This window comes from Pseudomonas sp. LB3P14, assembly GCF_054898045.1.
Map to the genome: position 1 here is coordinate 2,139,102 of NZ_CM142714.1, position 23,036 is coordinate 2,162,137.

Annotated in this window: 20 protein-coding genes; 9 read left to right on the forward strand and 11 right to left on the reverse strand. The window is 60.1% G+C overall.

From position 1 onward, the window contains the following. Positions 1-103: 103 nt before the first annotated feature. Positions 104-1,588 (reverse strand): NCS1 family nucleobase:cation symporter-1, encoded by a 1,485-nt coding sequence (locus ACYZT5_RS09780; RefSeq protein WP_462050910.1) that lies wholly within the window; start codon positions 1,586-1,588, stop codon positions 104-106. Positions 1,589-2,140: 552 nt separating this feature from the next. Between ACYZT5_RS09780 and hydA the strand changes: the two genes are divergently transcribed. The 3 genes from hydA (at position 2,141) to preA (ending at position 6,384) form a co-directional block, all read left to right on the forward strand. After that, the gene (gene hydA / locus ACYZT5_RS09785; RefSeq protein WP_462046168.1) at positions 2,141-3,580 is read left to right on the forward strand and encodes a dihydropyrimidinase; all 1,440 of its coding nucleotides are present in this window, start codon (positions 2,141-2,143) and stop codon (positions 3,578-3,580) included. 161 nt (positions 3,581-3,741) lie between these two features. After that, the gene (locus ACYZT5_RS09790) at positions 3,742-5,109 is read left to right on the forward strand and encodes an NAD(P)-dependent oxidoreductase (protein WP_462050911.1); all 1,368 of its coding nucleotides are present in this window, start codon (positions 3,742-3,744) and stop codon (positions 5,107-5,109) included. After that, a complete protein-coding gene (preA, locus tag ACYZT5_RS09795; RefSeq protein WP_462050912.1) occupies positions 5,110-6,384 on the forward strand; it encodes an NAD-dependent dihydropyrimidine dehydrogenase subunit PreA in 1,275 nt (424 codons plus the stop codon). A gap of 127 nt (positions 6,385-6,511) precedes the next feature. Here preA and ACYZT5_RS09800 read toward each other — a convergent pair whose 3' ends face one another. Further along, complete coding sequence (locus ACYZT5_RS09800) at positions 6,512-7,132, reverse strand: TetR/AcrR family transcriptional regulator (protein ID WP_008149783.1); 621 nt, start codon at positions 7,130-7,132, stop codon at positions 6,512-6,514. A gap of 138 nt (positions 7,133-7,270) precedes the next feature. Here ACYZT5_RS09800 and copC point away from each other — a divergent pair, with 138 nt between their 5' ends. From copC to ACYZT5_RS09830, 6 genes are all read left to right on the forward strand, one after another. Further along, positions 7,271-7,636: a copper homeostasis periplasmic binding protein CopC gene (gene copC, locus ACYZT5_RS09805; protein ID WP_462050913.1), complete on the forward strand. Its 366-nt coding sequence runs from the start codon at positions 7,271-7,273 to the stop codon at positions 7,634-7,636. 3 nt (positions 7,637-7,639) lie between these two features. Then, positions 7,640-8,500 (forward strand): copper homeostasis membrane protein CopD, encoded by an 861-nt coding sequence (gene copD / locus ACYZT5_RS09810; RefSeq protein ID WP_462050914.1) that lies wholly within the window; start codon positions 7,640-7,642, stop codon positions 8,498-8,500. 239 nt (positions 8,501-8,739) lie between these two features. Further along, positions 8,740-10,038 (forward strand): OprD family porin, encoded by a 1,299-nt coding sequence (locus ACYZT5_RS09815; protein ID WP_462050915.1) that lies wholly within the window; start codon positions 8,740-8,742, stop codon positions 10,036-10,038. Positions 10,039-10,216: 178 nt separating this feature from the next. Next, positions 10,217-11,041: an NAD-dependent epimerase/dehydratase family protein gene (locus tag ACYZT5_RS09820; RefSeq protein WP_462050916.1), complete on the forward strand. Its 825-nt coding sequence runs from the start codon at positions 10,217-10,219 to the stop codon at positions 11,039-11,041. 40 nt (positions 11,042-11,081) lie between these two features. Continuing rightward, positions 11,082-11,966 carry an SMP-30/gluconolactonase/LRE family protein gene (locus ACYZT5_RS09825; protein WP_462050917.1) on the forward strand — a complete coding sequence of 295 codons (885 nt, stop codon included), beginning with the start codon at positions 11,082-11,084 and terminating at the stop codon, positions 11,964-11,966. Then, on the forward strand, positions 11,963-12,838 hold the full coding sequence (locus ACYZT5_RS09830) for an aldose 1-epimerase (protein WP_462050918.1): 876 nt from the start codon (positions 11,963-11,965) through the stop codon (positions 12,836-12,838). The genes ACYZT5_RS09825 and ACYZT5_RS09830 overlap by 4 nt, the downstream gene beginning before the upstream one ends. On the opposite strand, the gene ACYZT5_RS09835 is transcribed toward ACYZT5_RS09830, so the two are convergent. From ACYZT5_RS09835 to ACYZT5_RS09875, 9 genes are all read right to left on the reverse strand, one after another. Then, positions 12,823-14,550: a PAS domain-containing hybrid sensor histidine kinase/response regulator gene (locus ACYZT5_RS09835; RefSeq protein ID WP_462050919.1), complete on the reverse strand. Its 1,728-nt coding sequence runs from the start codon at positions 14,548-14,550 to the stop codon at positions 12,823-12,825. The two genes, ACYZT5_RS09830 and ACYZT5_RS09835, sit on opposite strands and share 16 nt — an antisense overlap. After that, positions 14,534-15,697, reverse strand: coding sequence for an alcohol dehydrogenase-like regulatory protein ErcA (gene ercA, locus ACYZT5_RS09840; RefSeq protein WP_283184275.1), 1,164 nt, complete (start codon positions 15,695-15,697; stop codon positions 14,534-14,536). The genes ACYZT5_RS09835 and ercA overlap by 17 nt, the downstream gene beginning before the upstream one ends. A 110-nt stretch (positions 15,698-15,807) precedes the next feature. Next, positions 15,808-16,950, reverse strand: coding sequence for a pyrroloquinoline quinone biosynthesis protein PqqE (pqqE, locus tag ACYZT5_RS09845; protein WP_462050920.1), 1,143 nt, complete (start codon positions 16,948-16,950; stop codon positions 15,808-15,810). Next, positions 16,928-17,200 (reverse strand): pyrroloquinoline quinone biosynthesis peptide chaperone PqqD, encoded by a 273-nt coding sequence (pqqD, locus tag ACYZT5_RS09850; protein ID WP_462050921.1) that lies wholly within the window; start codon positions 17,198-17,200, stop codon positions 16,928-16,930. The genes pqqE and pqqD overlap by 23 nt, the downstream gene beginning before the upstream one ends. Continuing rightward, entirely contained in the window at positions 17,197-17,949 is a 753-nt protein-coding gene (gene pqqC, locus ACYZT5_RS09855) for a pyrroloquinoline-quinone synthase PqqC (RefSeq protein ID WP_462050922.1), read from the reverse strand. The genes pqqD and pqqC overlap by 4 nt, the downstream gene beginning before the upstream one ends. Before the next feature lie 133 nt (positions 17,950-18,082). Next, positions 18,083-18,997, reverse strand: a complete 915-nt coding sequence (gene pqqB / locus ACYZT5_RS09860) for a pyrroloquinoline quinone biosynthesis protein PqqB (RefSeq protein WP_462050923.1) — start codon at positions 18,995-18,997, stop codon at positions 18,083-18,085. A gap of 55 nt (positions 18,998-19,052) precedes the next feature. Continuing rightward, complete coding sequence (gene pqqA, locus ACYZT5_RS09865; RefSeq protein ID WP_003253598.1) at positions 19,053-19,124, reverse strand: pyrroloquinoline quinone precursor peptide PqqA; 72 nt, start codon at positions 19,122-19,124, stop codon at positions 19,053-19,055. 258 nt (positions 19,125-19,382) lie between these two features. Next, positions 19,383-20,903, reverse strand: coding sequence for an acetaldehyde dehydrogenase ExaC (gene exaC / locus ACYZT5_RS09870; RefSeq protein ID WP_462050924.1), 1,521 nt, complete (start codon positions 20,901-20,903; stop codon positions 19,383-19,385). Positions 20,904-21,149: 246 nt separating this feature from the next. Next, a complete protein-coding gene (locus tag ACYZT5_RS09875; protein WP_462050925.1) occupies positions 21,150-22,925 on the reverse strand; it encodes a PQQ-dependent methanol/ethanol family dehydrogenase in 1,776 nt (591 codons plus the stop codon). Between the last annotated feature and the right edge of the window lie 111 nt (positions 22,926-23,036).

The window sequence follows — 23,036 nt, forward strand, 5'->3', positions numbered from 1 at the left end:
TAGTTCCCACGCTCCGCGTGGGAATTCATCCGTGGACGCTCTGCGTCCAGGCTTGGGACGCGGAGCGTCCCGGGCTGCATTCCTTTGCTGCGCGTGGGAACGATCACGCCGCAGATTTCGCAACAGACGGGCTGGGGCGCATCGAGCACAACCCGTAATAAATCAGCCCGCCCAGCGCCGAGCCGGTAAACCAGCCATAGTCGTAGAACCAGCTGAATGCATTGCTGCCGAGCGACAGCAGCGTCAGCGCTACCGGCACACCGAACGCGATAAACCCGAACCAGTTCCACGCCGGGTAAACGTCATCGCGATAGAGTCCGGCCAGGTCCAGTTGCTGTTTCTTGATCAGGAAATAGTCCACCACCATGATCCCGGCGATCGGACCCAACAGGCTCGAATAGCCCAGCAGCCAGTTGGAATACACCGTCTCCAGGCTTAAATCCGAGACGATCAATCCGAGCTTCTTCAACAGCTCATGGGCCATCAGCGCCAAGCCGACGAGGCCGGTAAGCAACACCGCTTTGGTGCGGTTGATGAACTTGGGCGCGACGTTCTGGAAATCGTTGGTCGGCGAAACAATGTTGGCCGCGGTGTTGGTCGACAGCGTGGCGATGATGATCAGCGCCATGGCCAACGCAACCCAGACCGGGCTCTGGATATGGCCGATCAGGGTGACCGGATCGGAGACGGTGACGCCCACCAGTTTTACCGAGGCGGCCGTCATCACCACGCCGAGGGAGGCGAACAGAAACATGGTCAGGGGCAAGCCGATAATCTGCCCGACGATCTGATCCTTCTGGCTTTTCGCATAGCGGCTGAAATCCGGAATATTCAGTGACAAGGTGGCCCAGAACCCGACCATGGCGGTCAGCCCGGCGGCAAAGTAACTGACCACGCTGGCGCCTTCCGGACGTTTGGCCGGGATCGCCAGCAACTCGGTCATCGACACGTTCGGCATGGCCCACACCAACAGCCCTACGCCCACCAGCACCAACAACGGCGCCGAGAGGGTTTCGAGCCATTTGATCGAGTCCGCACCGCGAATCACCACCCACAGGTTCAAGGCCCAGAACACCATGAAGCCGATCACTTCACCGGTACCGCCGAGGGATTTCCAACCCTCGAACACCGAGCCGAGAAACAGGTGAATGGCCAATCCGCCGAACATCGTCTGAATGCCGAACCAGCCACACGCCACCAGCGCACGGATCAGGCACGGAATGTTGGAGCCGAGAATCCCGAAGGACGAACGCAGTAACACTGGAAACGGAATGCCGTACTTGGTGCCGGGAAAGGCGTTCAGGGTCAGAGGGATCAGTACGATGATGTTGGCGAACAGAATCGCCAGCAGCGCTTCGCCGACGGTCAGGCCGAAATAGGCGGTGAGCACGCCGCCGAGGGTGTAGGTCGGCACGCAGATCGCCATGCCGACCCATAACGCGGTGATGTGCCATTTGTTCCAGGTTCGTTCGTGCACCTTGGTCGGTGCCATGTCGTGGTTGTAACGGGGGCTGTCGAGGACGTCACTGCCGGCTTCGAGCTCAAACAAGCCGTCGCGCTCGGTCACTTGCGATCTGATCTGTTGCATGGCCGCTCCACTGTTCTTTTGATTATTGTTGCTCATCAGGGGCTGGCGGCATCAATAACCGTGCCGGTTACCCCGTTTGCGCATCGGGCAGTTCCATAAAAACCTTGTAGCCAACTGATATTTATCAGTTTTATTTATAGACTTGATGAGTCACCGGTTACTTGCTTGTTCACTCAGGCCGAATGCCAGGCAAGTTGTCCGAACAGTCAGGACTCAATCTGGTGCATACCGCTTTTTTTTCAAAGTCGCGCATCAACCATAGACCATCCTCAACCGGCTGATTTCACATAAGAAATCTCGTCTATTTTTAGAACCTGTCAAGTGCGTCAAAGTGGTGAGAGGCCTCACCATTTTGGTGATTTTTATATTTAAACGTTAAATATCAATACTTTAAAACAGATATAAGCTTATAAAAAATATTCTTGCTCAATCCTTAAACTCAGACTAGCTTCTATTCCTGACAGCGCTGACAGGAATACACCTGTTTGCGTCGGCTTCATACAAAACATTTAGAACCGGCACAAGTCGGTCATTGCCTGCGAGGAACTCGGAATGTCTCTGTTGATCCGTGGCGCCACCGTTATTACCCACGATGAAAGTTATCGCGCCGACGTCTATTGCGCCGACGGCGTGATCAAAGCCATCGGCGAAAATCTTGATGTTCCGGCGGGTGCCGAAGTGCTCGACGGCAGCGGCCAATACCTGATGCCCGGCGGCATCGACCCGCACACGCACATGCAGCTGCCCTTCATGGGCACGGTGGCAAGTGAGGACTTTTTCAGCGGCACGGCAGCAGGTCTGGCCGGCGGTACCACGTCGATCATCGACTTTGTGATTCCCAATCCGCAGCAATCCTTGATGGAAGCTTTCCATCAGTGGCGCGGCTGGGCCGAGAAGTCAGCGTCGGATTACGGTTTCCATGTCGCGATCACCTGGTGGAGCGAACAGGTGCGTGAGGACATGGCCGAGCTGGTCAATCATCACGGCGTCAACAGCTTCAAGCACTTCATGGCCTACAAGAACGCGATCATGGCCGCCGACGACACCCTGGTGGCGAGTTTCGAGCGCTGCCTGGAACTGGGCGCGGTGCCGACCGTGCATGCGGAGAACGGTGAGTTGGTCTATCACCTGCAACGCAAATTGATGGCCCAGGGCATGACCGGCCCTGAAGCGCATCCGTTGTCGCGCCCTTCGCAGGTGGAAGGTGAAGCGGCCAGTCGGGCGATCCGCATCGCCGAAACCCTGGGCACGCCGCTGTACCTGGTGCATGTCTCGACCAAGGAAGCCCTCGACGAAATCACCTACGCCCGCAGCAAGGGCCAACAAGTCTACGGAGAAGTCCTGGCCGGGCATTTGCTGCTGGACGACAGCGTCTATCAGCACCCGGACTGGCAGACCGCCGCCGGTTACGTGATGAGCCCGCCCTTCCGTCCTCGCGGCCATCAAGAAGCACTTTGGCACGGCCTGCAATCGGGCAACCTGCACACCACCGCCACCGACCATTGCTGCTTCTGCGCCGAACAAAAAGCCGCCGGCCGTGACGATTTCAGCAAGATCCCCAATGGCACGGCAGGTATCGAAGACCGCATGGCGGTGCTGTGGGATGAAGGGGTGAACACCGGTCGTTTGTCGATGCAGCACTTCGTGGCGCTCACCTCCACCAACACCGCGAAAATCTTCAACCTCTACCCGCGCAAAGGCGCGATTCGCGTCGGGGCGGATGCGGACCTGGTGCTGTGGGATCCGGAAGGTACGCGGACGATTTCAGCGAAGACCCATCACCAGCAGGTCGACTTCAACATCTTCGAAGGCAAGACCGTGCGCGGTGTACCGAGCCACACCGTCAGCCAGGGCCGGGTGGTGTGGGCCGATGGTGATTTGCGGGCCGAGCGTGGCGCCGGGCGGTATGTCGAACGGCCGGCGTATCCGGCGGTGTTTGATTTGCTGAGTAAGCGGGCGGAGTTGAACAAGCCTGTTGCCGTCAAGCGCTAACGCCGTACACCCGATCGTTCCCACGCGCAGCAAAGGAATGCAGCCCGGGACGCTCCGCGTCCCATTGGAACGCAGAGCGTCCCTTGAGGCATTCCCACGCAGAGCGTGGGAACGATCAGCCCATCAGAGGCATCACCTCAATTAACCGTGAGGCCAACACCGTGATCAAGACCCTGAACCACCTCCCGCATCCCTATGAGAATGCGGCCGCCCTCGCCGGCCATTTCACCGATCTGGCACCACCACTCAACGACCGTCAGGCCCATCTGGAAGCCTCGCGTTGCCTGTACTGCTACGACGCGCCGTGCGTGAATGCCTGTCCGAGCGAGATCGATATTCCGTCGTTCATCCGCAATATCCATCAGGAAAACGTTCAGGGCGCCGCGCAGAAAATCCTTTCGGCGAACATCCTCGGCGGCAGTTGCGCCCGGGTGTGCCCGACGGAAGTTCTTTGCCAGCAAGCTTGCGTGCGCAACAACGACCATGAGTGCGCACCGGTGCTGATCGGCCTGTTGCAGCGTTACGCCGTAGACAACGCGCACTTCAGCGAACACCCCTTCCCACGTGCTGCCTCTACTGGCAAGCGCATCGCCGTGGTTGGTGCCGGGCCGGCTGGTTTGTCCTGCGCTCACCGCAGTGCCATGCACGGTCATGATGTGGTGATTTTCGAGGCACGGGAAAAGGCTGGCGGCCTCAACGAATACGGGATCGCCAAGTACAAACTGGTGGACGATTACGCGCAGAAGGAGCTTGAGTTTCTAATGGAAATTGGTGGAATCGAGATCCGCCACGGGCAAAAACTTGGAGAGAACCTGACCCTCAGCGATCTGCATCAGCAGTTCGATGCGGTGTTCCTTGGGCTGGGTCTGGCGGCCAGCAAACAGCTGGGGCTTGCTCATGAAGATGCACCCGGTCTGCTGGCCGCCACCGATTACATCCGCGAACTGCGCCAGGCCGATGACCTGACCCAACTCCCCCTCGCTGACCGTTGTATCGTTTTGGGCGCCGGCAACACCGCCATCGACATGGCCGTGCAAATGGCACGTCTGGGGGCACGCGACGTCAACCTGGTGTACCGCCGCGGTGTCGAGGAAATGGGCGCCACCGGCCATGAACAGGACATCGCCAAAGCCAATCAAGTGCGTTTGTTGACCTGGGCACAACCCGAAGAAGTCCTGCTCGATGCTCAAGGCCAAGTACGCGGCATGCGCTTCGCTCGGACCTGGTTAGTCGAAGGTCGCCTGCAAACCACTGGCGAAACGTTCGAACTGGCCGCCGACGCCATCTTCAAAGCCATCGGTCAGGCCTTTGATGGCAGCGCCCTCGCCGATCCGCTGGCCCGCGAGCTAAAGCGTCAGGGTGAGCGGATACAAGTGGACGAAAACCTGCGCACCAGCATCCCCGGCGTGTACGCCGGCGGCGACTGCACCAGTCTCGATCAGGACCTCACCGTGCAGGCGGTGCAGCACGGCAAACGGGCCGCCGAGGCCATCAACGTCCAACTCATACTCAACGTAGAGGCTGCGTAAATGGCCGATCTCTCGATTGTCTTCGCCGGCATCAAAGCCCCCAATCCGTTCTGGCTGGCCTCCGCGCCACCGACCGACAAGGCCTACAACGTGGTCCGCGCCTTCGAGGCCGGCTGGGGTGGCGTGGTCTGGAAAACCCTGGGTGAAGACCCGGCGGCGGTCAACGTGTCGTCGCGTTACTCGGCGCACTTCGGTGCCAACCGTGAAGTGGTGGGCTTCAACAACATCGAGCTGATCACCGATCGTTCGCTGGAGATCAACCTGCGGGAAATCACCCAGGTCAAAAAGGACTGGCCGGACCGTGCACTGATTGTGTCGCTGATGGTGCCCTGCGTCGAAGAATCCTGGAAATTCATCTTGCCGCTGGTGGAAGCCACAGGCGCCGACGGCATCGAACTGAACTTCGGCTGCCCGCATGGGATGCCGGAGCGCGGCATGGGCGCGGCGGTCGGCCAGGTGCCGGAGTACGTCGAGCAGGTCACCCGTTGGTGCAAGACGTACTGCTCGCTGCCGGTGATCGTCAAGCTCACACCAAACATCACCGACATTCGCGTCGCCGCCCGCGCGGCCCATCGCGGTGGCGCGGATGCGGTGTCGCTGATCAACACGATCAACTCGATCACCAGCGTCAACCTGGAGCGCATGGTCGCCAATCCCGCCGTGGGCAGCCAAAGCACTCATGGTGGTTATTGCGGCTCGGCAGTGAAGCCGATTGCGCTGAACATGGTCGCTGAAATCGCCCGCGATCCACAGACACAAGGCCTGCCGATCTCCGGCATTGGCGGCATTGGCAGCTGGCGCGACGCGGCGGAATTCATCGCGTTGGGCAGCGGTTCGGTGCAGGTGTGCACGGCGGCGATGCTGCATGGCTTCCGGATTGTCGAGGAGATGAAGGACGGTTTGTCGCGCTGGATGGACAGTCAGGGCTACGCCAGCGTGTCAGAGTTTTCCGGGCGTGCGGTGGGCAACACCACGGACTGGAAGTACCTGGACATTAACTACCAGGTGATTGCAAAGATTGACCAGGAAGCGTGCATTGGTTGCGGTCGCTGCCACATTGCTTGCGAAGACACCTCGCACCAGGCGGTTGCCAGCCTGAAGCAGGCGGACGGGACGCACAAATATGAAGTGATCGATGATGAGTGTGTGGGGTGCAATCTGTGTCAGATCACGTGTCCGGTGCAGGATTGTATTGAGATGGTGCCGATGGAGAACGGGAAGCCGTTTTTGGATTGGAATCATGATCCCCGCAATCCTTACCACGTAGCTCCCTAACCGATCGTTCCCACGCGCAGCAAAGGAATGCAGCCCGGGACGCTCCGCGTCCCTAAAGCGGACGCAGAGCGTCCATTGAGGCGTTCCCACGCAGACGGTTCGACGCCTCGACGTGGGAACGATCGAGTTACGGCTCCAGACCAATCCCCCGCAAGATCACACTCGTCACCGTCTGCACCGCCCGCTCAAACTGCATGTCCGACAGCGGCTGGTGGTCATTAAGAATATTCACTTGATGATCGAAGTCGGCGTAATGCTGGGTCGAGGCCCAGATCATGTACAGCAGGCTTGAAGGCTCCACCGGCAGGATGCGTTTGTCGTCCACCCACTGACGAATTTTCGCCTCTTTCATCTTCGCCCAGTCGTACAGGCTGACGTCCAGTTTCTCCCCCAGCGTCGGTGCACCATGGATGATTTCATTGGCCCAGACTTTGGAGCCGTAAGGCCGGCTGCGGGAGTGGTTCATCTTGGCGCGGATGTAGCTGCTGAGCACTACGCGCGGGTCGTCGAACATCTCGAAGCACAGAGCGTCCTGTTTCCACACTTCCAGCAAACCCAACAGCACGGCGCTGTACAGCTCACTCTTGGTGCTGAAGTAGTAATGCAGGTTGGAGCGCGGCAGTTGCACTTCGGCGGCGATATCGGCCATGGCGGTGCCGCCGAAACCTTTTTCGGCGAAAACCTTTTCGGCCCCAAGTAAAATTTTCTCGACGTTACTGCGACGAATCTCGATCTTGTGATTGCCCATGAGGGCTCCCTGACAACAGCGTTGGCCAAGACTAGCATCCGCTCTACGTCGCGGCGACAAGGGAAAACGAAACTTCGTACACCCAGCTTCTCGCAGGTAAACTGGCGCCTCTTCGAACCTGCCTCAGAGGTATTCACGATGCTGCTCAAGAAAGCCCTGACCACCGCCGCCCTGCTCGGCTCGCTGCTCGCTGCTTCAGCGGTGTTTGCCCACGCCCATCTGAAAGACCAGACCCCGGCCGCCGATAGCACCGTGATCGCGCCGTCAGAACTGCGCCTGGTGTTTTCCGAAGGCGTTGAAGCGACGTTTTCCAAGGTCACGATCAGCAAGGACGGCGCCGACGTGCCGGTGAAAAGCCTCGCCACCGAAGGCAGCGACAAGAAAACCCTGATCGTCACCCCGGCTGCACCGCTGGCAGCGGGTGCCTACAAAGTCAAATGGCACGCGGTGTCGGTCGATACCCACAAAAGCGAAGGCGCATACAGCTTCAAGGTTGGCCAGTAATTCATGACGAGCGCGATGGTGCTGTGCCGCTTTCTGCATTTCACCGTGGTGCTGATGCTGTTCGGGGCCTGGGTGTTCAGGCCTCTGCTGCTCAATGGCGCCGCTGAAAATCTGGATCAGCGACTGGCGAGAACAAGCCGCTGGTTGGCGGCGGTGGCATTGGTCAGCGGCGTTGTCTGGTTACTGTTGATCACCGCCAGCATGGCCGGGGCCTGGGACGCGGCATTCGATCCGTCGACCCTGCGCCTGGTGCTGGGCAATACATTTTTCGGTCAGGTCTGGCGCTGGCACCTGCTGCTCAATGCTTTGTTGGTAGCGCTGCTGATGACGCCATTGCGGTTGAACCTGCCCCTGCGAATCGGTCTCGCCGGCCTGCTGCTGGGGACTCTCGCCCCGGTCGGCCACGGGGCCATGCTCGACGGCCTCAACGGCCAATTGCTGATCCTCAATCAAATCATTCACCTGACCTGCGTCGGCGCCTGGCTCGGCGGCTTGATGCTGTTGGTGATGATCCTGCGGCAACCGGCAGAACATCGCGTTAAAGCGATATTGCAGCGCTTCAGTGGTGTCGGTTTCGCCTTGGTTGCGGGGCTGCTGATCACCGGGCTGATCAACGTCAAGGTACTCACCGGGCAGTTCTGGCCGACGCCGTTGTTGTCCGGGTTTGCGTTGATTCTGTTGATCAAGGTGGTGCTGGTCGCTGCGATGCTGGGATTGGCACTGTTCAATCGGCTGCGAATCAACCACTGCGAGCAGCGGCAGACCGCTCTGAAAAACAGCGTAATCCTCGAATGGTTGCTGGGGATGGGCGCGGTGGCTGCCGTTTCTTTACTCGGCACGATGCCGCCGATGATCACCGGCTAAAACGCCAATCCCTGTGGGAGCGAGCCTGCTCGCGAAAGCGGTGTGTCATTCAACATCAATGTTGCCTGACAGCGCCTATTCGCGAGCAGGCTCGCTCCCACAGGGTTCTTCGACAAACTACCAAAGTCATCGTACAACTTATGATTGACAATCCCTAAATCCCCCGCAAATAATCGCCTCCATGTTGTACGACGACGTACGACGAAAATAAAAACAACAAGAAACAAGGGAGCGTCACTTTGAGCAAGCTCGTCCGTAATTCCTCCGTCTGCACTCCTCGCCCATCCTTCGCACGCCGTCATACCCTGAGCCTGATCGGCTTCAGCGGCCTGGCATTCGCCGTGCCCATGGCCGGCCACGCCGAAGGTTTTGTCGATGACGCCAAGGCCACGCTGAACCTGCGCAACTTCTACATCAACCGCAACTTCACCAACCCGGCCTACCCGCAGGGCAAGGCTGAAGAGTGGACCCAAAGCTTCATTCTCGACGCCAAATCCGGGTTCACCCAGGGCCCCGTCGGTTTCGGCATGGATGTGCTGGGCCTGTACTCGCAAAAACTCGATGGCGGCAAAGGCACGGGCGGCACGAGTTTGCTGCCGATCCATGACGACGGCCGCCCTGCCGATAATTTCGGGCGTCTGGGTGTGGCGCTAAAAGGCAAAATTTCGAAAACCGAACTGAAGGTCGGCGAGTGGATGCCGGTGTTGCCGATCCTGCGCTCCGACGATGGCCGCTCGCTGCCGCAAACCTTCCGCGGTGGTCAGGTGACGTCCACCGAGATCAGTGGCCTGACGCTCTACGGCGGTCAGTTCCGCGCCAACAGCCCGCGCAACGATGCGAGCATGGAAGACATGTTCATGAACGGTAAATCAGCTGCCTTCACCTCGGACCGTTTCAACTTCGGCGGCGGTGAATATGCGTTCAATGAAAAGCGCACCCAGGTCGGCGTCTGGTACGCGGAACTCAGCGACATTTACCAGCAGCAGTATTTCAACCTGAGCCACAGCCAGCCCATCGGCGACTGGACCCTCGGCGCCAACCTTGGCTACTTCATTGGCAAGGAAAACGGCAGCGCCCTGGCCGGCGACCTCGACAACAAAACCGCGTTCGCCATGCTCTCGGCCAAATACGGCGGCAACACCTTCTTCGTCGGCCTGCAAAAACTCACCGGAGACGATGTCTGGATGCGGGTCAACGGCACCAGCGGCGGCACCCTGGCCAACGACAGCTACAACTCCAGCTATGACAACGCCAAGGAAAGATCCTGGCAGCTGCGCCACGACTACAATTTTGTGGCGCTCGGCATTCCCGGCCTGACGATGATGAACCGCTACATCAGCGGCGATAACGTGCACACCGGCACCATTACCGACGGCAAGGAATGGGGCCGCGAATCGGAGCTGGCCTATACCGTACAAAGCGGTGCGTTGAAAAACCTCAACGTCAAATGGCGTAACGCGTCCATCCGCAAGGACTTCAGCACCAACGAATTCGACGAAAACCGAATCATCATCAACTACCCGCTCTCGCTGCTGTAACGCGCCACCTTTTGCAGGCTGACAAAGACCCTGTGGTTGATGGGGGGTGGAATGACCCTCCGTCAATTTCAAACGATGACTCGTTGACAAGGACCGGAAAGCCTAACGATACTTCGGCCAAGTCGTACGACAACCTACAACGAACTCAATAACAATAACTGCTTGTGCAGGGACTACCATGACAACCACTCCTACAGCCCGCGCCCCTTTTAATCGCCTGCTTCTGACCGGTGCCGCCGGTGGCCTTGGCAAAGTCTTGCGCGAAAGCCTGCGCCCTTACGCCAACGTGATTCGCCTGTCGGACATCGCCGACATCACCCCTGCCCTTGATGATCGAGAAGAAGTCGTGCTCTGCGACCTCGCGGACAAGCAGGCGGTCCATCAACTGGTCGAAGGCGTGGACGCAATCCTGCACTTCGGCGGCGTGTCGACGGAGCATTCGTTCGAAGACATCCTTGGCGCCAACATCTGCGGCGTTTTCCATATTTACGAAGCCGCTCGCCGGCATGGCGTGAAGCGGGTGATTTTCGCCAGCTCCAACCACGTGATCGGCTTCTACAAGCAAGACGACGTTATCGACGCCCACTCCCCTCGCCGCCCGGACAGCTACTACGGCTTGTCCAAGTCCTACGGCGAAGACATCGCCAGTTTCTACTTCGATCGCTACGGCATCGAGACCGTCAGCGTGCGTATCGGATCCTCGTTTGCGGAACCGCAAAACCGCCGGATGATGAGCACTTGGCTGAGCTTCGGTGACCTGACCCAACTGCTCGAATGCGCGTTGTACGCTCCGAACGTCGGCCATACCGTGGTCTACGGCGTGTCCGATAACAAGAATGTTTGGTGGGATAACCGCTTCGCAACCGGCCTGGGTTATAAACCACAGGACAACTCCGAAGCGTTCCGCGAAAAAGTCGAAGGCCAACCGATGCCGGCCGCTGATGACCCTGCGATGGTTTACCAGGGTGGCGCGTTTGTCGCCTCTGGCCCATTTGGCGACTGAACCTCCTCACCCCAAACAAAACCCGAGGGAATGAGTTGCCATGCAAGCCGAATTGATTGTCGATGCCCGTAACGCAGTGGGTGAAAGCCCGGTCTGGGTCCCCGAGGAAAACGCCCTGTACTGGGTCGATATTCCTACGGGGGGGCTGCAACGCTGGAGCGCCGAAACCGGTCATGTCCACGCCTGGACAGCGCCGGAAATGCTCGCCTGCATCGCGCGTCACCGCGACGGTGGCTGGGTGGCCGGAATGGAAAGCGGGTTCTTCCATCTGCACCCGCATAACGACAGCAGCCTCGACAGCGCACTGCTGGCGCATGTCGATCACGCCCGCCCCGATATGCGTCTGAACGATGGGCGTTGCGATCGTCAGGGACGCTTCTGGGCCAGCAGCATGGTGCTGAACATGGGCGCCAATGCTGCCGACGGCACGCTTTACCGCTACAGCGCCGGTCAACGCGGGCCACTCGAGGCGCAACTCAGCGGGTTTATCGTGCCCAACGGCCTGGGTTTCAGCCCGGATGGGCGGACGATGTACTTGTCTGATTCCCATCCCCTGGTCCAGCAAATCTGGGCTTTTGATTACGACATCGACAGCGGCACGCCGTCCAACCGCCGGACGTTTGTCGACATGAATCAATTCCCCGGTCGTCCCGATGGCGCAGCGGTCGATGCCGAAGGCTGCTACTGGATATGCGCTAATGACGCCGGGATGATTCACCGCTTCACCCCCGACGGCCGACTGGACCGTTCCCTCGCCGTACCGGTGAAAAAACCGACCATGTGCGCCTTCGGTGGCAGTCGACTGGACACGCTGTTCGTGACCTCGATCCGCCCCGGCGACGACCATGACGAACAGTCACTGGCCGGCGGTGTGTTCGCCCTCAATCCCGGGGTGAAAGGTTTGCCGGAGCCAAAGGTAATATGACGCCAACATTGCTGAACCTCGAAGACGAACTCACCCACCTCACCCTCGCCCCGGAACTCGGTGGCAGCATCGTCAACTGGAGCGTGCGCCGCACGGGTCAGCCGCTGTTACGCCACAGTGACGCTCACGCGCTGAACACCGGTCTGCCGGGCAAACTCGGCTGTTTTCCGTTGGTTCCCTGGTCGAACCGCATCGCCGAGGGTGGCTTTGAATGTCCCGAGGGCTGGTTGGCACTGACACCCAACAGCCTCACTGATCCCCTGCCGATTCACGGCAGCGCCTGGCAACAGCCGTGGCAGGTGGTTTCGCAGACGTGCGATGAAGTCGTCCTGCAACTCGACAGCAGCACGCCCTTCGCCTATCGCGCCCGGCAACGATTCCATCTGAGCGAAGGCAAGCTGAGCATTGATTTGCAAGTCACCCATCTGGCCGAAAGCCCTGCCTGGCATGGGCTCGGTTTGCACCCTTACTTTCCGCGCACCGCAGGCACCCGGTTGCAGGCTCAGGCCCGGCAAGTCTGGTTGTGTGAGGGGACAAAACTGCCGACACACCTCAGCGCGTTGCCGGCCGAATGGGATTTCCAGGCACTCAAGGTGTTGCCGAGCACATTGGTCGACAACGGCTTCTGTGAATGGGAGGGCCACTGTCTGATCCAGCAACCCGACCTGGGTTATGAGCTGGAATGCCAGGCCACCGGCAGCGATTACTACCTGCTCTACTGCCCGGTGGGTCTGGATTTTTTCTGCATCGAACCGGTGAGCCACCCGGTCAACGCTCATCACCTGCCCGGTCGACCGGGGCTGCGTTTGCTGGAGCAAGGCGAGTCAGCCGAGCTCGGTTTTAGCCTGCAATTTCGCTACCCCAGCAACTGACTCAGCACCGCGCGCAACTTGCCGGGTTTGACCGGTTTGTTCAGCAGCGGTGCGTCGAGTCGCTGCAATGAGCGCCGACACTGATCCGTGCGGTCGGCAGTGATGATGACCGCCGGAATCACCTGGTGGTAATGCTCGCGCAAATGCCTGACCACATCACAGCCCACCACCCCGTGATCGAGGTGGTAGTCCGCCAGAATCAGTTCCGGTGGTCGCCCCTGCAGGGCTGCCAGTGCGGAGAATTCATCAGTGGCCGTCACCACCTCGCAGCCCCACTGCCCGAGCAGCGCGCTCATGCTTTCGAGGATGCTCACTTCGTTGTCCAGCACCAGCAAACGTCGGCCCGGCAATGGATTGCCGGTGCCAGGTTGTGGTGCCGCCAGGCTGATCGGCAGCGGAACCTCATGGGAAATTGGCACGTCGATGCTGAACATCGAACCGCGCCCCGGCAACGAGTGAACCCCGACTTTATAGCCGAGGATCTTGGCGATGCGTTCAACGATCGCCAGCCCCAGGCCCACGCCCTTACGGTCGGCGGCGCGTCCGACGTCCAGTTGGTTGAACTCGAGGAAGATCGAATCCAGCCGCTCCGCCGCGATCCCGCGCCCGGTGTCCCAGACTTCCAGGCGCAGCATTTCACCCCGGCGTCTGGCACCCAGCAGGATGCAGCCCTCGTCGGTGTAGCGGCAGGCGTTGCTGAGGAAGTTGCGCAGGATCCGCGTCATCAGGCGCAAGTCCGTGCTAATGGCGTAATCGCCCATGTGCACCCGCAGGTTCAACCCTGCAGCTTGGGCCACTGACTGAAACTCCGACACCAACGGCGCGAGCAATTCGTCGAGACGGTACAGCGCAATGTCCGGTTTGACCGACGCCTGATCGAGCCGGGAAATATCCAGCAAATCGGTGAGCAAATCTTCCGCCCCTTCCAGCGCCTGGTGCGTACGCTCCACCAGCACCTGTTCGACGTCGGGCAGCTTGCGCTCGCGCAGGGTGGAGATCAGCAAACGCGCGGCGTTGAGCGGTTGCAGCAGGTCATGGCTGGCGGCAGCGAGGTATTTGTCCTTGCTGCGATTGGCGGCCTCGGCGGCGTCCCGGGCATCGCGCAACGCTTGGGCAATCTGTTTACGCTGGGTGATCTGCTGTTGCAGGTTGCGGTTGGCTTCCAGCAGCTCGTCGGTGCGCGCGGTGACCCGTTGCTCCAGTTCGTCGTTGAGTTGCTGCAGGCGTTGCTGGGCGAGTTTGCGCTCGGTGATGTCGGCGACAAACCCCTCCACCAGCCCTTCCTGATCGGGCTTGAGCAACAGGTTCATCAGCACATCGAGGCTGCTGCCATCCTTGCGCCGTAATTGGGTTTCGTAACCGAGCAGGCTGCGCTCGCGCTTGAGCATTTCACCGATGTTTTCCAGCTCTTGAGCACCGCCGACAAACAGGTTGCTCGCCAGGTCGGCCAGTGAAAACAGCACCTCTTGCGGGTCCTGATAGCCAAGCATCCGCGCCAGTGCCGGATTGGCGGCACGCATGCCTTCCAAGAGGCTGGCCTGGAAGATCCCGTGGACGGCGTTTTCGAACAGCCATTTGTAGCGATTGCGCTCGGTTTCCAGCTCGTCCAGGCGCGCGGCCAGTTCCGGGTAATGACTCTTGCGCGCCGAGTGGCTGCCTAATCCCAGTAACCCCGCCAGCGCCCGTTGCTGTTCGTCAGAGGGCTTCGCCATAGACGACCTCGACATCACGCTGACTGGACTCGCGCGGATTGGTCAGGATGCACGGGTCGTGCATGGCGTGTTGCGACAGGAACGGAATGTCCGCAGTGCTGACCCCGTGCAGTCCCAGGGTTTCGTGGAAGCCGATCGCATGTTTCAGGGCGATCAAATGTTCAACCAGACGTCCGCAAATCTGCCGGTGATTCAAGCCACGGCAATCGATGCCAAAGGTCTCGGCGATCACCTTGAAGCGCTCAGGTGCCGAGCTGTAGTTGAACGCCACCACGTGTTCCACCAGCACGGCGTTGCACAAGCCGTGCGGCAGATCGAGAAAACCGCCCAGGCTGTGGGACATGGCGTGCACAGCGCCGAGGATCGCGTTGGAGAACGCCAGCCCGGCCTGCATGCTGCCGAGCATGATCTTCTCGCGCAGGGCGATGTCGTTCGGGTTGGCGATCATCTGCACCAGGTTGCCGTTGATCAGGCGCATCGCCTCCAGCGCATGGGGATCGGTCAACGGCCCGTGACCGGTGGAAACAAACGCTTCGATGGCATGCACCAATGCATCGATGCCGGTACAGGCCGACAGGAACGGGTCCATGCTCAGGGTGGTTTCCGGGTCGATCAGCGACACGTCCGGGACCACCGCCTTACTGACGATGGAGAACTTCATGCGTTCTTGCTGGTTGGAGATGATCACGAATTGCGAGACATCGGCCGAGGTCCCGGCGGTGGTCGGAATCAGGATCAGCGGCGGGCTCGGGACACGGATCGTGTCCACGCCTTCGAATTCGAGGATGCTGCGCCCATGGGCGACGACAATGCCGATGCCTTTGCCGCAATCCATCGGGCTACCGCCACCGACGGCAACGATCACATCGCAATGATTTTCCCGGTACAGATCAGCGCCGAGCATCACTTCTTCGACCCGAGGGTTGGGCGAGACCGCGCTGTACAGGAAATACTCGATGCCCTGGGCTTGCAGACTGGCCTCGACATCGGCCACCCAACCGGCGGCAATCACACCGGGATCGCTGACCAGCAGCACCTTGCGGGCACCAAAGGTTTTGGCGCAATTGCCGACGTTGTGCCGGCAGCCGGCACCAAAGATGATTTCAGGTGAAACGAATTTACGCAGCTGGCTGAGACTCTGGCTCATTGGAAAGCCTGTTTTTATTGTTTTGGAAGGTAACGTCCACACTAAAGCATCCGGCTGTGAATGCAATCAGACCAATGGGTAGCTCCCACAGGGGATTTGTGTCGTTCGATTCATCCGCGATAGATCAGCCGCGAAGCCTTCTCGTTACGCAACGTCAGGTGTTCCATGCCCAGCCCCGGTGCCTCCGCTTCCTCGCGGGCCTTGAGAATCATGCCGTGGTGCGGTGACTTGCTGCACACCGGGTCCGCGTTGGCGGCGTCGCCGGTCAGCAAGAATGCCTGGCAGCGGCAGCCGCCCAGATCCTTGTGCTTTTCATCGCAGGAGCGGCACGGCTCTTTCATCCAGTCATCGCCACGAAAGCGATTGAAACCGAAAGAATCAGTCCAGATGTGCTCGATACTGTGCTCGCGCACATTGGGAAACTGCACCGGTAACTGTCGGGCGCTGTGGCAAGGCAACGCCGTGCCGTCCGGGGTGATATCGAGAAACAGATTGGCCCAGCCGTTCATGCAGGTCTTGGGACGCTCTTCGTAGTAATCCGGGGTGACGAAAATCAGCTTGCACGGGTGGCCCTGCGCTTCAAGACGCTCACGGTATGAGTGGGTGATGCGCTCGGCACGCTGCAATTGTTCGCGCGTGGGTAACAGGCCAACGCGGTTGAGTTCGGCCCAGCCATAGAACTGGCACGTCGCCAATTCGACGAAATCCGCTTCCAGCTCCAGGCACAATTCGATGATCTGCGCGATCTGGTCGATGTTGTGCCGATGGGTGACGAAGTTCAGCACCATCGGATAGCCCTGGGCCTTTACCGCGCGGGCCATGGCGAGCTTCTGGGCGAAGGCCTTGCGCGAACCGGCGAGCATGTTGTTCACCGCTTCGTCGGCGGCCTGGAAGCTGATCTGAATGTGGTCCAGCCCCGCGACCTTGAAATCGCGGACTTTCTGCTCGGTCAGGCCGATGCCCGAGGTGATCAGGTTGGTGTAGTAACCCATGTCCCGCGCGGCCTTGATCAGCTCGGCCAGGTCTTGGCGAACCAACGGCTCGCCGCCGGAAAAGCCCAATTGCGCGGCGCCCATCTCCCGGGCCTCGCGGAACACCCGAATCCATTCTTCGGTGCTCAATTCCTCACCCTGCTGGGCGAAGTCCAGCGGGTTGGAGCAATACGGGCATTGCAGCGGGCAACGATAGGTCAGCTCCGCCAACAGCCACAGCGGCGGCCCCGGGCGCGAGTCACTCGATCCAGAATTGAGCATGGGCCACCTCCAGAAACGCCAGCACATCCTCGTCGATCCCCGGTACGCCGGGGAAACTCGCGGACAGTAGATCAATGATCGCCGCGACGCTGCGCTGTCCATTCACCAGATCGAGGATCTGCCCGGCGCTGTCGTTAAGTTTGATCATGCCTTCGGGATACAGCAGCACGTGGCAGTCCTGACGGGGCTCCCATTGCAGACGAAAACCCTGACGCAGCGACGGTAATTGCTCGCGGTTGATCAGGCTCACAGGGCAATCCCTCGGTGCCAGACGTTCGAGGGGGTGACGGTGTGATACGGCGGGCGTTCCAGCTCGTAGGCCATGCTCATGGCGTCGAGCATGCTCCACAGCACGTCGAGCTTGAACTGCAGAATGTTCAGCATGCGTTGCTGGCCTTCGACCGTGACGTAGTGCGCCAAGGTGATGCGCAAACCATGCTCTACGTCGCGCCGTGCCTGACTCAGGCGAGTACGGAAATAATCGTAACCACCGACGTCGATCCACGGGTAATGGGTCGGCCAGGCATCGAGCCGGGATTGGTGAATCTGTGGCGCAAACAGCTCGGTCAGCGAACTGCTGGCGGCTTCCTGCCAACAGGCGCGGCGGGCGAAGTTGACGTAGGCATCCACGGCGAAACGCACACCGGGCAGCACCAATTCCTGTGAGAGGATTTGCTCGCGCTCCAGCCCCACCGCTTCGCCCAGCCGCAGCCAGGCTTCGATGCCGCCTTCACTGCCGGGTGCGCCGTCGTGATCGAGGATCCGTTGCAGCCATTCCCGGCGCACGTCGCGGTCTGGACAGTTGGCGAGAATCGCTGCGTCCTTCAGGGGGATGTTTACCTGGTAATAGAAGCGATTGGCGACCCAGCCTTGAATCTGCTCGCGGGTTGCGCGACCGGCGTACATGGCTTTGTGGAAGGGATGGTGGATATGGTAATAGGCGCCTTTGGCGCGCAGGGCTGCTTCGAATTCGGTGGGGGACATTGCGTTGTCAGTCATTGCGGTTCTCCTGTTAGCTCTGCGGTGTCTGGTCCGGCGCCTTCGCGGGCAAGCCTCGCTCCTACAGGTTTCACGTCGAATCTGTAGGAGCGAGCGGTGCGGCGATCCGACTTGCCCGCGAAGAGGCCAGTCGCTACACCACAATGTCCATGCCGTCGAACGCCACTTCAATCCCGCGTCGCTCCAGCAGCGCCCGCTCGGCCGAGTCTTCATCGAGGATCGGGTTGGTGTTGTTGATGTGGATCAGCACCTTGCGCTGGCGGGTGAAGCCTTCAAGGATTTCGAGCATGCCGCCAGGGCCGCTTTGCGACAGGTGACCCATTTCACTGCCCAGGTGCTGGCCGACTTCGCAGATTCGCATCTCGTCGTCGCGCCACAAGGTACCGTCCAGCAACAGGCAATCGGCGCGTTGCATCCAGCTCAGGACTTCGTCGTCGATTTGACCCAGGCCTGGCGCATAAAACAGTGAGGCGCCGGTGCGTCGGTCTTCGACAAACAGCCCGATGGTGTCGCCCGGCTGCGGATTGCCGCGATTGGGCGAGTACGGCGGTGCGTTGCTCACCAAGGGGATCGCACAAAATTGCAGGTGTTCGCAGGCCGCGATGCTGAACGGCTCGCGGTCCAGTCCGACCGGTTGCCACTGCAACCCGCCGTTCCAATGCTTGAGCATGGTGAACAAGGGGAAGCCGCTGCTCAGGTCTTCATGGACGCGTTCGGTGCACCAGACCGAATGTGGGCAGCCTTCGCGCAGACTCAACAGGCCGGTGCAATGGTCGATCTGACTGTCCAACAGGACGACGCCGACGATCGCGGTATCACGCACCCGCCGCGCCGGTTGCAGCGGCGCGAAACTCTCGAGTTGCGCGCGAATGTCCGGTGAAGCATTGCACAGCACCCAATCCACACCGTTGTCGCTCAGGGCAATCGAGGACTGTGTGCGCCGTTGCGCCCGCAGGCTGCCATTGCGCATCGCGGCGCACTGGCGGCAGTTGCAATTCCATTGCGGAAAACCGCCGCCAGCGGCGGATCCGAGAACGCGAATGTGCATGGGCAATGCTCCAGAAGGCAGGCCCGGCCAACGCAACAGCTGGCCGGGTGAACAATCAGCGGTTGGCGAAATACATCGTCACTTCGAAGCCAATGCGCAGATCGGTAAACGCGGGTTTAGTCCACATGGGTCAATCCTCTTCTTGTGCCGGACGATTCCGGTAAAGCCATTAATGCACGGGGCGCCAAGTGCCCGAATGCTACTTTCGAACGAGGTGGCGGCGTGCATTGGTAGGGGGTGTTGTGCGGTCCTCAAGTACATACAAAACCAATGTGGGAGCGAGCCTGCTCGCGAAGGCGGTCTGACAGACAACATCTATGTTGAATGTGCTGGCCTCTTCGCGAGCAGGCTCGCTCCCACCGGGGATCGCGGCGTGCTTATCGGGTTAGAAGAACCCCATCGGATTGATGTCGTAGCTCACCAGCAGGTTTTTGGTCTGCTGATAGTGGTCGAGCATCATCTTGTGGTTTTCACGGCCGACACCGGATTTCTTGTAGCCGCCGAACGCGGCGTGGGCCGGGTACAGGTGGTAGCAGTTGGTCCAGACGCGCCCGGCCTTGATCGCCCGACCCATGCGGTAGGCGCGGTTGATGTCGCGGGTCCACAGACCGGCACCGAGACCGAACTCGCTGTCGTTGGCAATCGCCAAGGCTTCGGCTTCGTCCTTGAAGGTGGTGATACCCACCACCGGGCCGAAGATTTCTTCCTGGAACACACGCATTTTGTTGTGGCCCTTGAGCAGGGTCGGCTGGATGTAATAACCCGTCGACAAGTCGCCCTCAAGACGCTCGGCCGCGCCACCGGTGAGCAATTCGGCGCCCTCCTCCTGGGCAATTTTCAGGTACGAGAGGATCTTGTCGTATTGCTGCTCGGACGCTTGGGCGCCGACCATGGTTTCGGTGTCCAGCGGGTCGCCGCGCTTGATCTTGACGATTTTCTTCATCACCACTTTCATGAAGTCGTCGTAGATCGATTCCTGAACCAGGGCCCGGGACGGACAGGTGCAGACTTCACCCTGGTTGAAGAACGCCAGCACCAAACCTTCGGCGGCCTTCTCGATGAACTGTGGCTCAGCTTGCATGATGTCTTCGAAGAAGATATTCGGCGACTTACCGCCCAGTTCGACAGTGCTCGGAATGATGTTCTCGGCCGCGCATTTCATGATGTGCGCGCCAATCGGGGTGGAACCGGTGAAGGCGATCTTGGCGATGCGCTTGCTGGTGGCCAGCGCCTCACCCGCTTCGCGACCGAAACCCTGGACGATGTTCAGCACACCGGCCGGCAGCAAGTCGGCGATCAGTTCGGCGAAGACCATGATCGACAGCGGCGTCTGCTCGGCGGGTTTGAGTACCACGCAGTTGCCGGCGGCCAGGGCCGGGGCGAGTTTCCAGGCGGCCATCAGCAGCGGGAAGTTCCACGGAATGATCTGCCCGACCACGCCCAATGGCTCGTGGAAGTGATAGGCCGTGGTCAACTCGTTGATCTCGGCGGCGCCGCCCTCTTGAGCGCGGATGCACCCGGCGAAGTAACGGAAATGGTCCGCGGCCAGCGGCACGTCGGCGTTCAGGGTTTCGCGCACGGCTTTGCCGTTGTCCCAGGTTTCGGTGACGGCGAGGATTTCCAGATTCTGCTCAATGCGGTCGGCAATTTTCAGCAGCACCAGGGAGCGGTCCTGCGCCGAGGTCTTGCCCCAGGCATCGGCGGCGGCATGGGCGGCATCGAGGGCTTTTTCGATGTCGGCGGCGCTGGACCGAGGGAACTCGGCGATCACTTCACCAGTGACCGGTGAGGTGTTGGTGAAATACTCACCATTGACCGGGGCGACGAACTCGCCACCGATGAAATTGCCGTAGCGCGGTTTAAACGTAACGACGGCGCCAGGTGTACCAGGTTGTGCGTAGATCATGGTGGGCCTCTGTCTGGGTCGATGCCTGTCGGGCAAACAGGCGATGAACCGATAGTAGAGAGCCCCGCGCGCCAGACGAATGCGCCGTTGGCAGGGGGACTCTCGTTATTTGGTAGTAGATGATCGTTCCCACGCTCTGCGTGGGAATGCAGCCAGGGACGCTCTGCGTCCCAGAGCGGACGCGGAGCGTCCGGTGAGGCATTCCCACGCGGAGCGTGGGAACGATCAGGTGCGGAGGTGTTTAGATCAGTGCTTGGCAACAAGGTCTTTCGGCAGCTTGAAGGTCCAGAGCATCCCGCCCTGGTTGAAGTCCTTGACGCGCTTGGCCACTTCGCCGCCCCACAGCGGAACCGCACCACCCCAACCGGAGAGGACCGAGACGTACTGCTCGCCGTCCATTTCCCACGTCACAGGCGAGCCGAGTACGCCGGAGCCGGTCTGGAATTCCCAGACTTTCTCGCCGGTCTTGGCGTTGAATGCTTGCAGGAAACCTTCCGGCGTACCGGTGAACACCAGGTTGCCTTTGGTGGTCAACACCCCGCCCCACAGCGGCGCGAAGTTCTTGTGGCGCCAGACTTCCTTGCCGGTTTTCGGGTCGATGGCGCGCAGCACACCGATGTAGTCTTCATTCAACGGTTTGATGGTGAAACCGGCACCGAGGAACGCCGCGCCTTTTTTGTAGGCGATGCCTTCGTTCCAGATGTCCATGCCCCACTCGTTGGATGGCACATAAAACAGTCCGGTGTCCTTGTTGTAGGCCATCGGCATCCAGTTTTTCGCGCCGAGGAATGCCGGGGCTACAAATACCGAACTGCCTTTGGCTTCGGTGCCCGGCGCGCCTGGTCGGCTGGCTTCGTTGTAGATCGGTCGACCGTCTTTATCCAGGCCAGTGGCCCAGGTGATCTTGTCCACGAACGGGAAGCCGCGAATGAACTTGCCGTTGGTGCGGTCCAGCACGTAGAAAAAGCCGTTACGGTCAGCGGTCGCGGCGGCTTTGATCTCTTTGCCGCCTTCGGTGTAGTTGAACGAAACCAGCTCGTTCACGCCGTCATAGTCCCAGCCGTCGTGAGGTGTGCTCTGGAAGTGCCATTTTATGGTGCCGTCATCCGGGTTGAGCGCCAGGCGCGACGAGGAGTAGAGGTTGTCGCCAGGACGCAGGTGCGAGTTCCACGGCGCCGGGTTGCCGGTGCCGAACAGCAGCAGATTGGTTTCTGGGTCGTAGTAACCGCCGAGCCAAGGTGCCGCGCCGCCCGTTTTCCACAGATCGCCAGGCCAGGTCTTGCCGGCTTCACCGCCGGAGATGCCGTTTTCTACCGCTTTACCGTCCTTGTAGACGTAACCCATGTGGCCTTCGACAGTGGGCCGGGTCCACAGCAGGTCGCCGTTTTTCGGGTCGTAGGCTTCGATCTTGCCGACCACCCCGAACTCGCCACCGGCCACGCCGGTAATCAGTTTGCCGTTGATCACCAATGGCGCGGCGCTGATCGAATAGCCTTCCTTGTGGTCGGCAACTTTCTTGCTCCAGACGACCTTACCGGTGTCTTTGTTCAGGGCCACGAGCTTGGCGTCGAGGGTGCCGAAAATCACCAGGTCGCCGTACAGCGCGACACCACGGTTGATCACGTCGCAGCAGGGACGGATGTCATCGGGCAGGCGCGCATCGTATTGCCAGAGTTTTTTGCCGGTGCGCGCATCCACCGCAAACACCCGCGAGTAGGAACCGGTCATGTACATGACGCCGTCCTTGATCATCGGCTGTGCTTGCTGACCGCGTTGTTTTTCACCGCCGAAGGAGAACGCCCAGACCGGCCGCAAGTCCTTCACGTTGTTGACGTTGAGGGTGTCCAGCGGGCTGTAGCGTTGACCCTGGACGCCCAGACCGTTGGTGACGATCTGCTCCGGGTTCTTGGGGTCCTGGAGGATGTCTTTATCAGTGACGCCGGCCAATGCCGAGCCAGACAACAGCATGGCACTGAGCAGCACACTCAAGACGAAGGGTTGGCGACGTGCGGGTTGGGTCATGACGGCTACCTCTGCGGTTTTTGTTATACCCGGGAAATTTTCCCGGTCTGGTGCAGATTCTTGGACGCCGCCGCCCTTGGAACAATTGCCCGCAGTGCTGAGATTGCTAGT

Coding starts and splice junctions, on each gene's coding strand:
- ACYZT5_RS09825 (WP_462050917.1), top strand. CDS start 11,082: ATGCAAGCCGAATTGATTGTCGATGCCCGTAACGCAGTGGGTGAAAGC.
- ACYZT5_RS09830 (WP_462050918.1), top strand. CDS start 11,963: ATGACGCCAACATTGCTGAACCTCGAAGACGAACTCACCCACCTCACC.
- pqqB (WP_462050923.1), bottom strand. CDS start 18,997: ATGCACATTCGCGTTCTCGGATCCGCCGCTGGCGGCGGTTTTCCGCAA.
- exaC (WP_462050924.1), bottom strand. CDS start 20,903: ATGATCTACGCACAACCTGGTACACCTGGCGCCGTCGTTACGTTTAAA.
- ACYZT5_RS09835 (WP_462050919.1), bottom strand. CDS start 14,550: ATGGCGAAGCCCTCTGACGAACAGCAACGGGCGCTGGCGGGGTTACTG.
- copD (WP_462050914.1), top strand. CDS start 7,640: ATGACGAGCGCGATGGTGCTGTGCCGCTTTCTGCATTTCACCGTGGTG.
- ACYZT5_RS09780 (WP_462050910.1), bottom strand. CDS start 1,588: ATGCAACAGATCAGATCGCAAGTGACCGAGCGCGACGGCTTGTTTGAG.
- pqqC (WP_462050922.1), bottom strand. CDS start 17,949: ATGACTGACAACGCAATGTCCCCCACCGAATTCGAAGCAGCCCTGCGC.
- ACYZT5_RS09820 (WP_462050916.1), top strand. CDS start 10,217: ATGACAACCACTCCTACAGCCCGCGCCCCTTTTAATCGCCTGCTTCTG.
- hydA (WP_462046168.1), top strand. CDS start 2,141: ATGTCTCTGTTGATCCGTGGCGCCACCGTTATTACCCACGATGAAAGT.
- pqqE (WP_462050920.1), bottom strand. CDS start 16,950: ATGCTCAATTCTGGATCGAGTGACTCGCGCCCGGGGCCGCCGCTGTGG.
- preA (WP_462050912.1), top strand. CDS start 5,110: ATGGCCGATCTCTCGATTGTCTTCGCCGGCATCAAAGCCCCCAATCCG.
- ercA (WP_283184275.1), bottom strand. CDS start 15,697: ATGAGCCAGAGTCTCAGCCAGCTGCGTAAATTCGTTTCACCTGAAATC.
- copC (WP_462050913.1), top strand. CDS start 7,271: ATGCTGCTCAAGAAAGCCCTGACCACCGCCGCCCTGCTCGGCTCGCTG.
- ACYZT5_RS09800 (WP_008149783.1), bottom strand. CDS start 7,132: ATGGGCAATCACAAGATCGAGATTCGTCGCAGTAACGTCGAGAAAATT.
- ACYZT5_RS09875 (WP_462050925.1), bottom strand. CDS start 22,925: ATGACCCAACCCGCACGTCGCCAACCCTTCGTCTTGAGTGTGCTGCTC.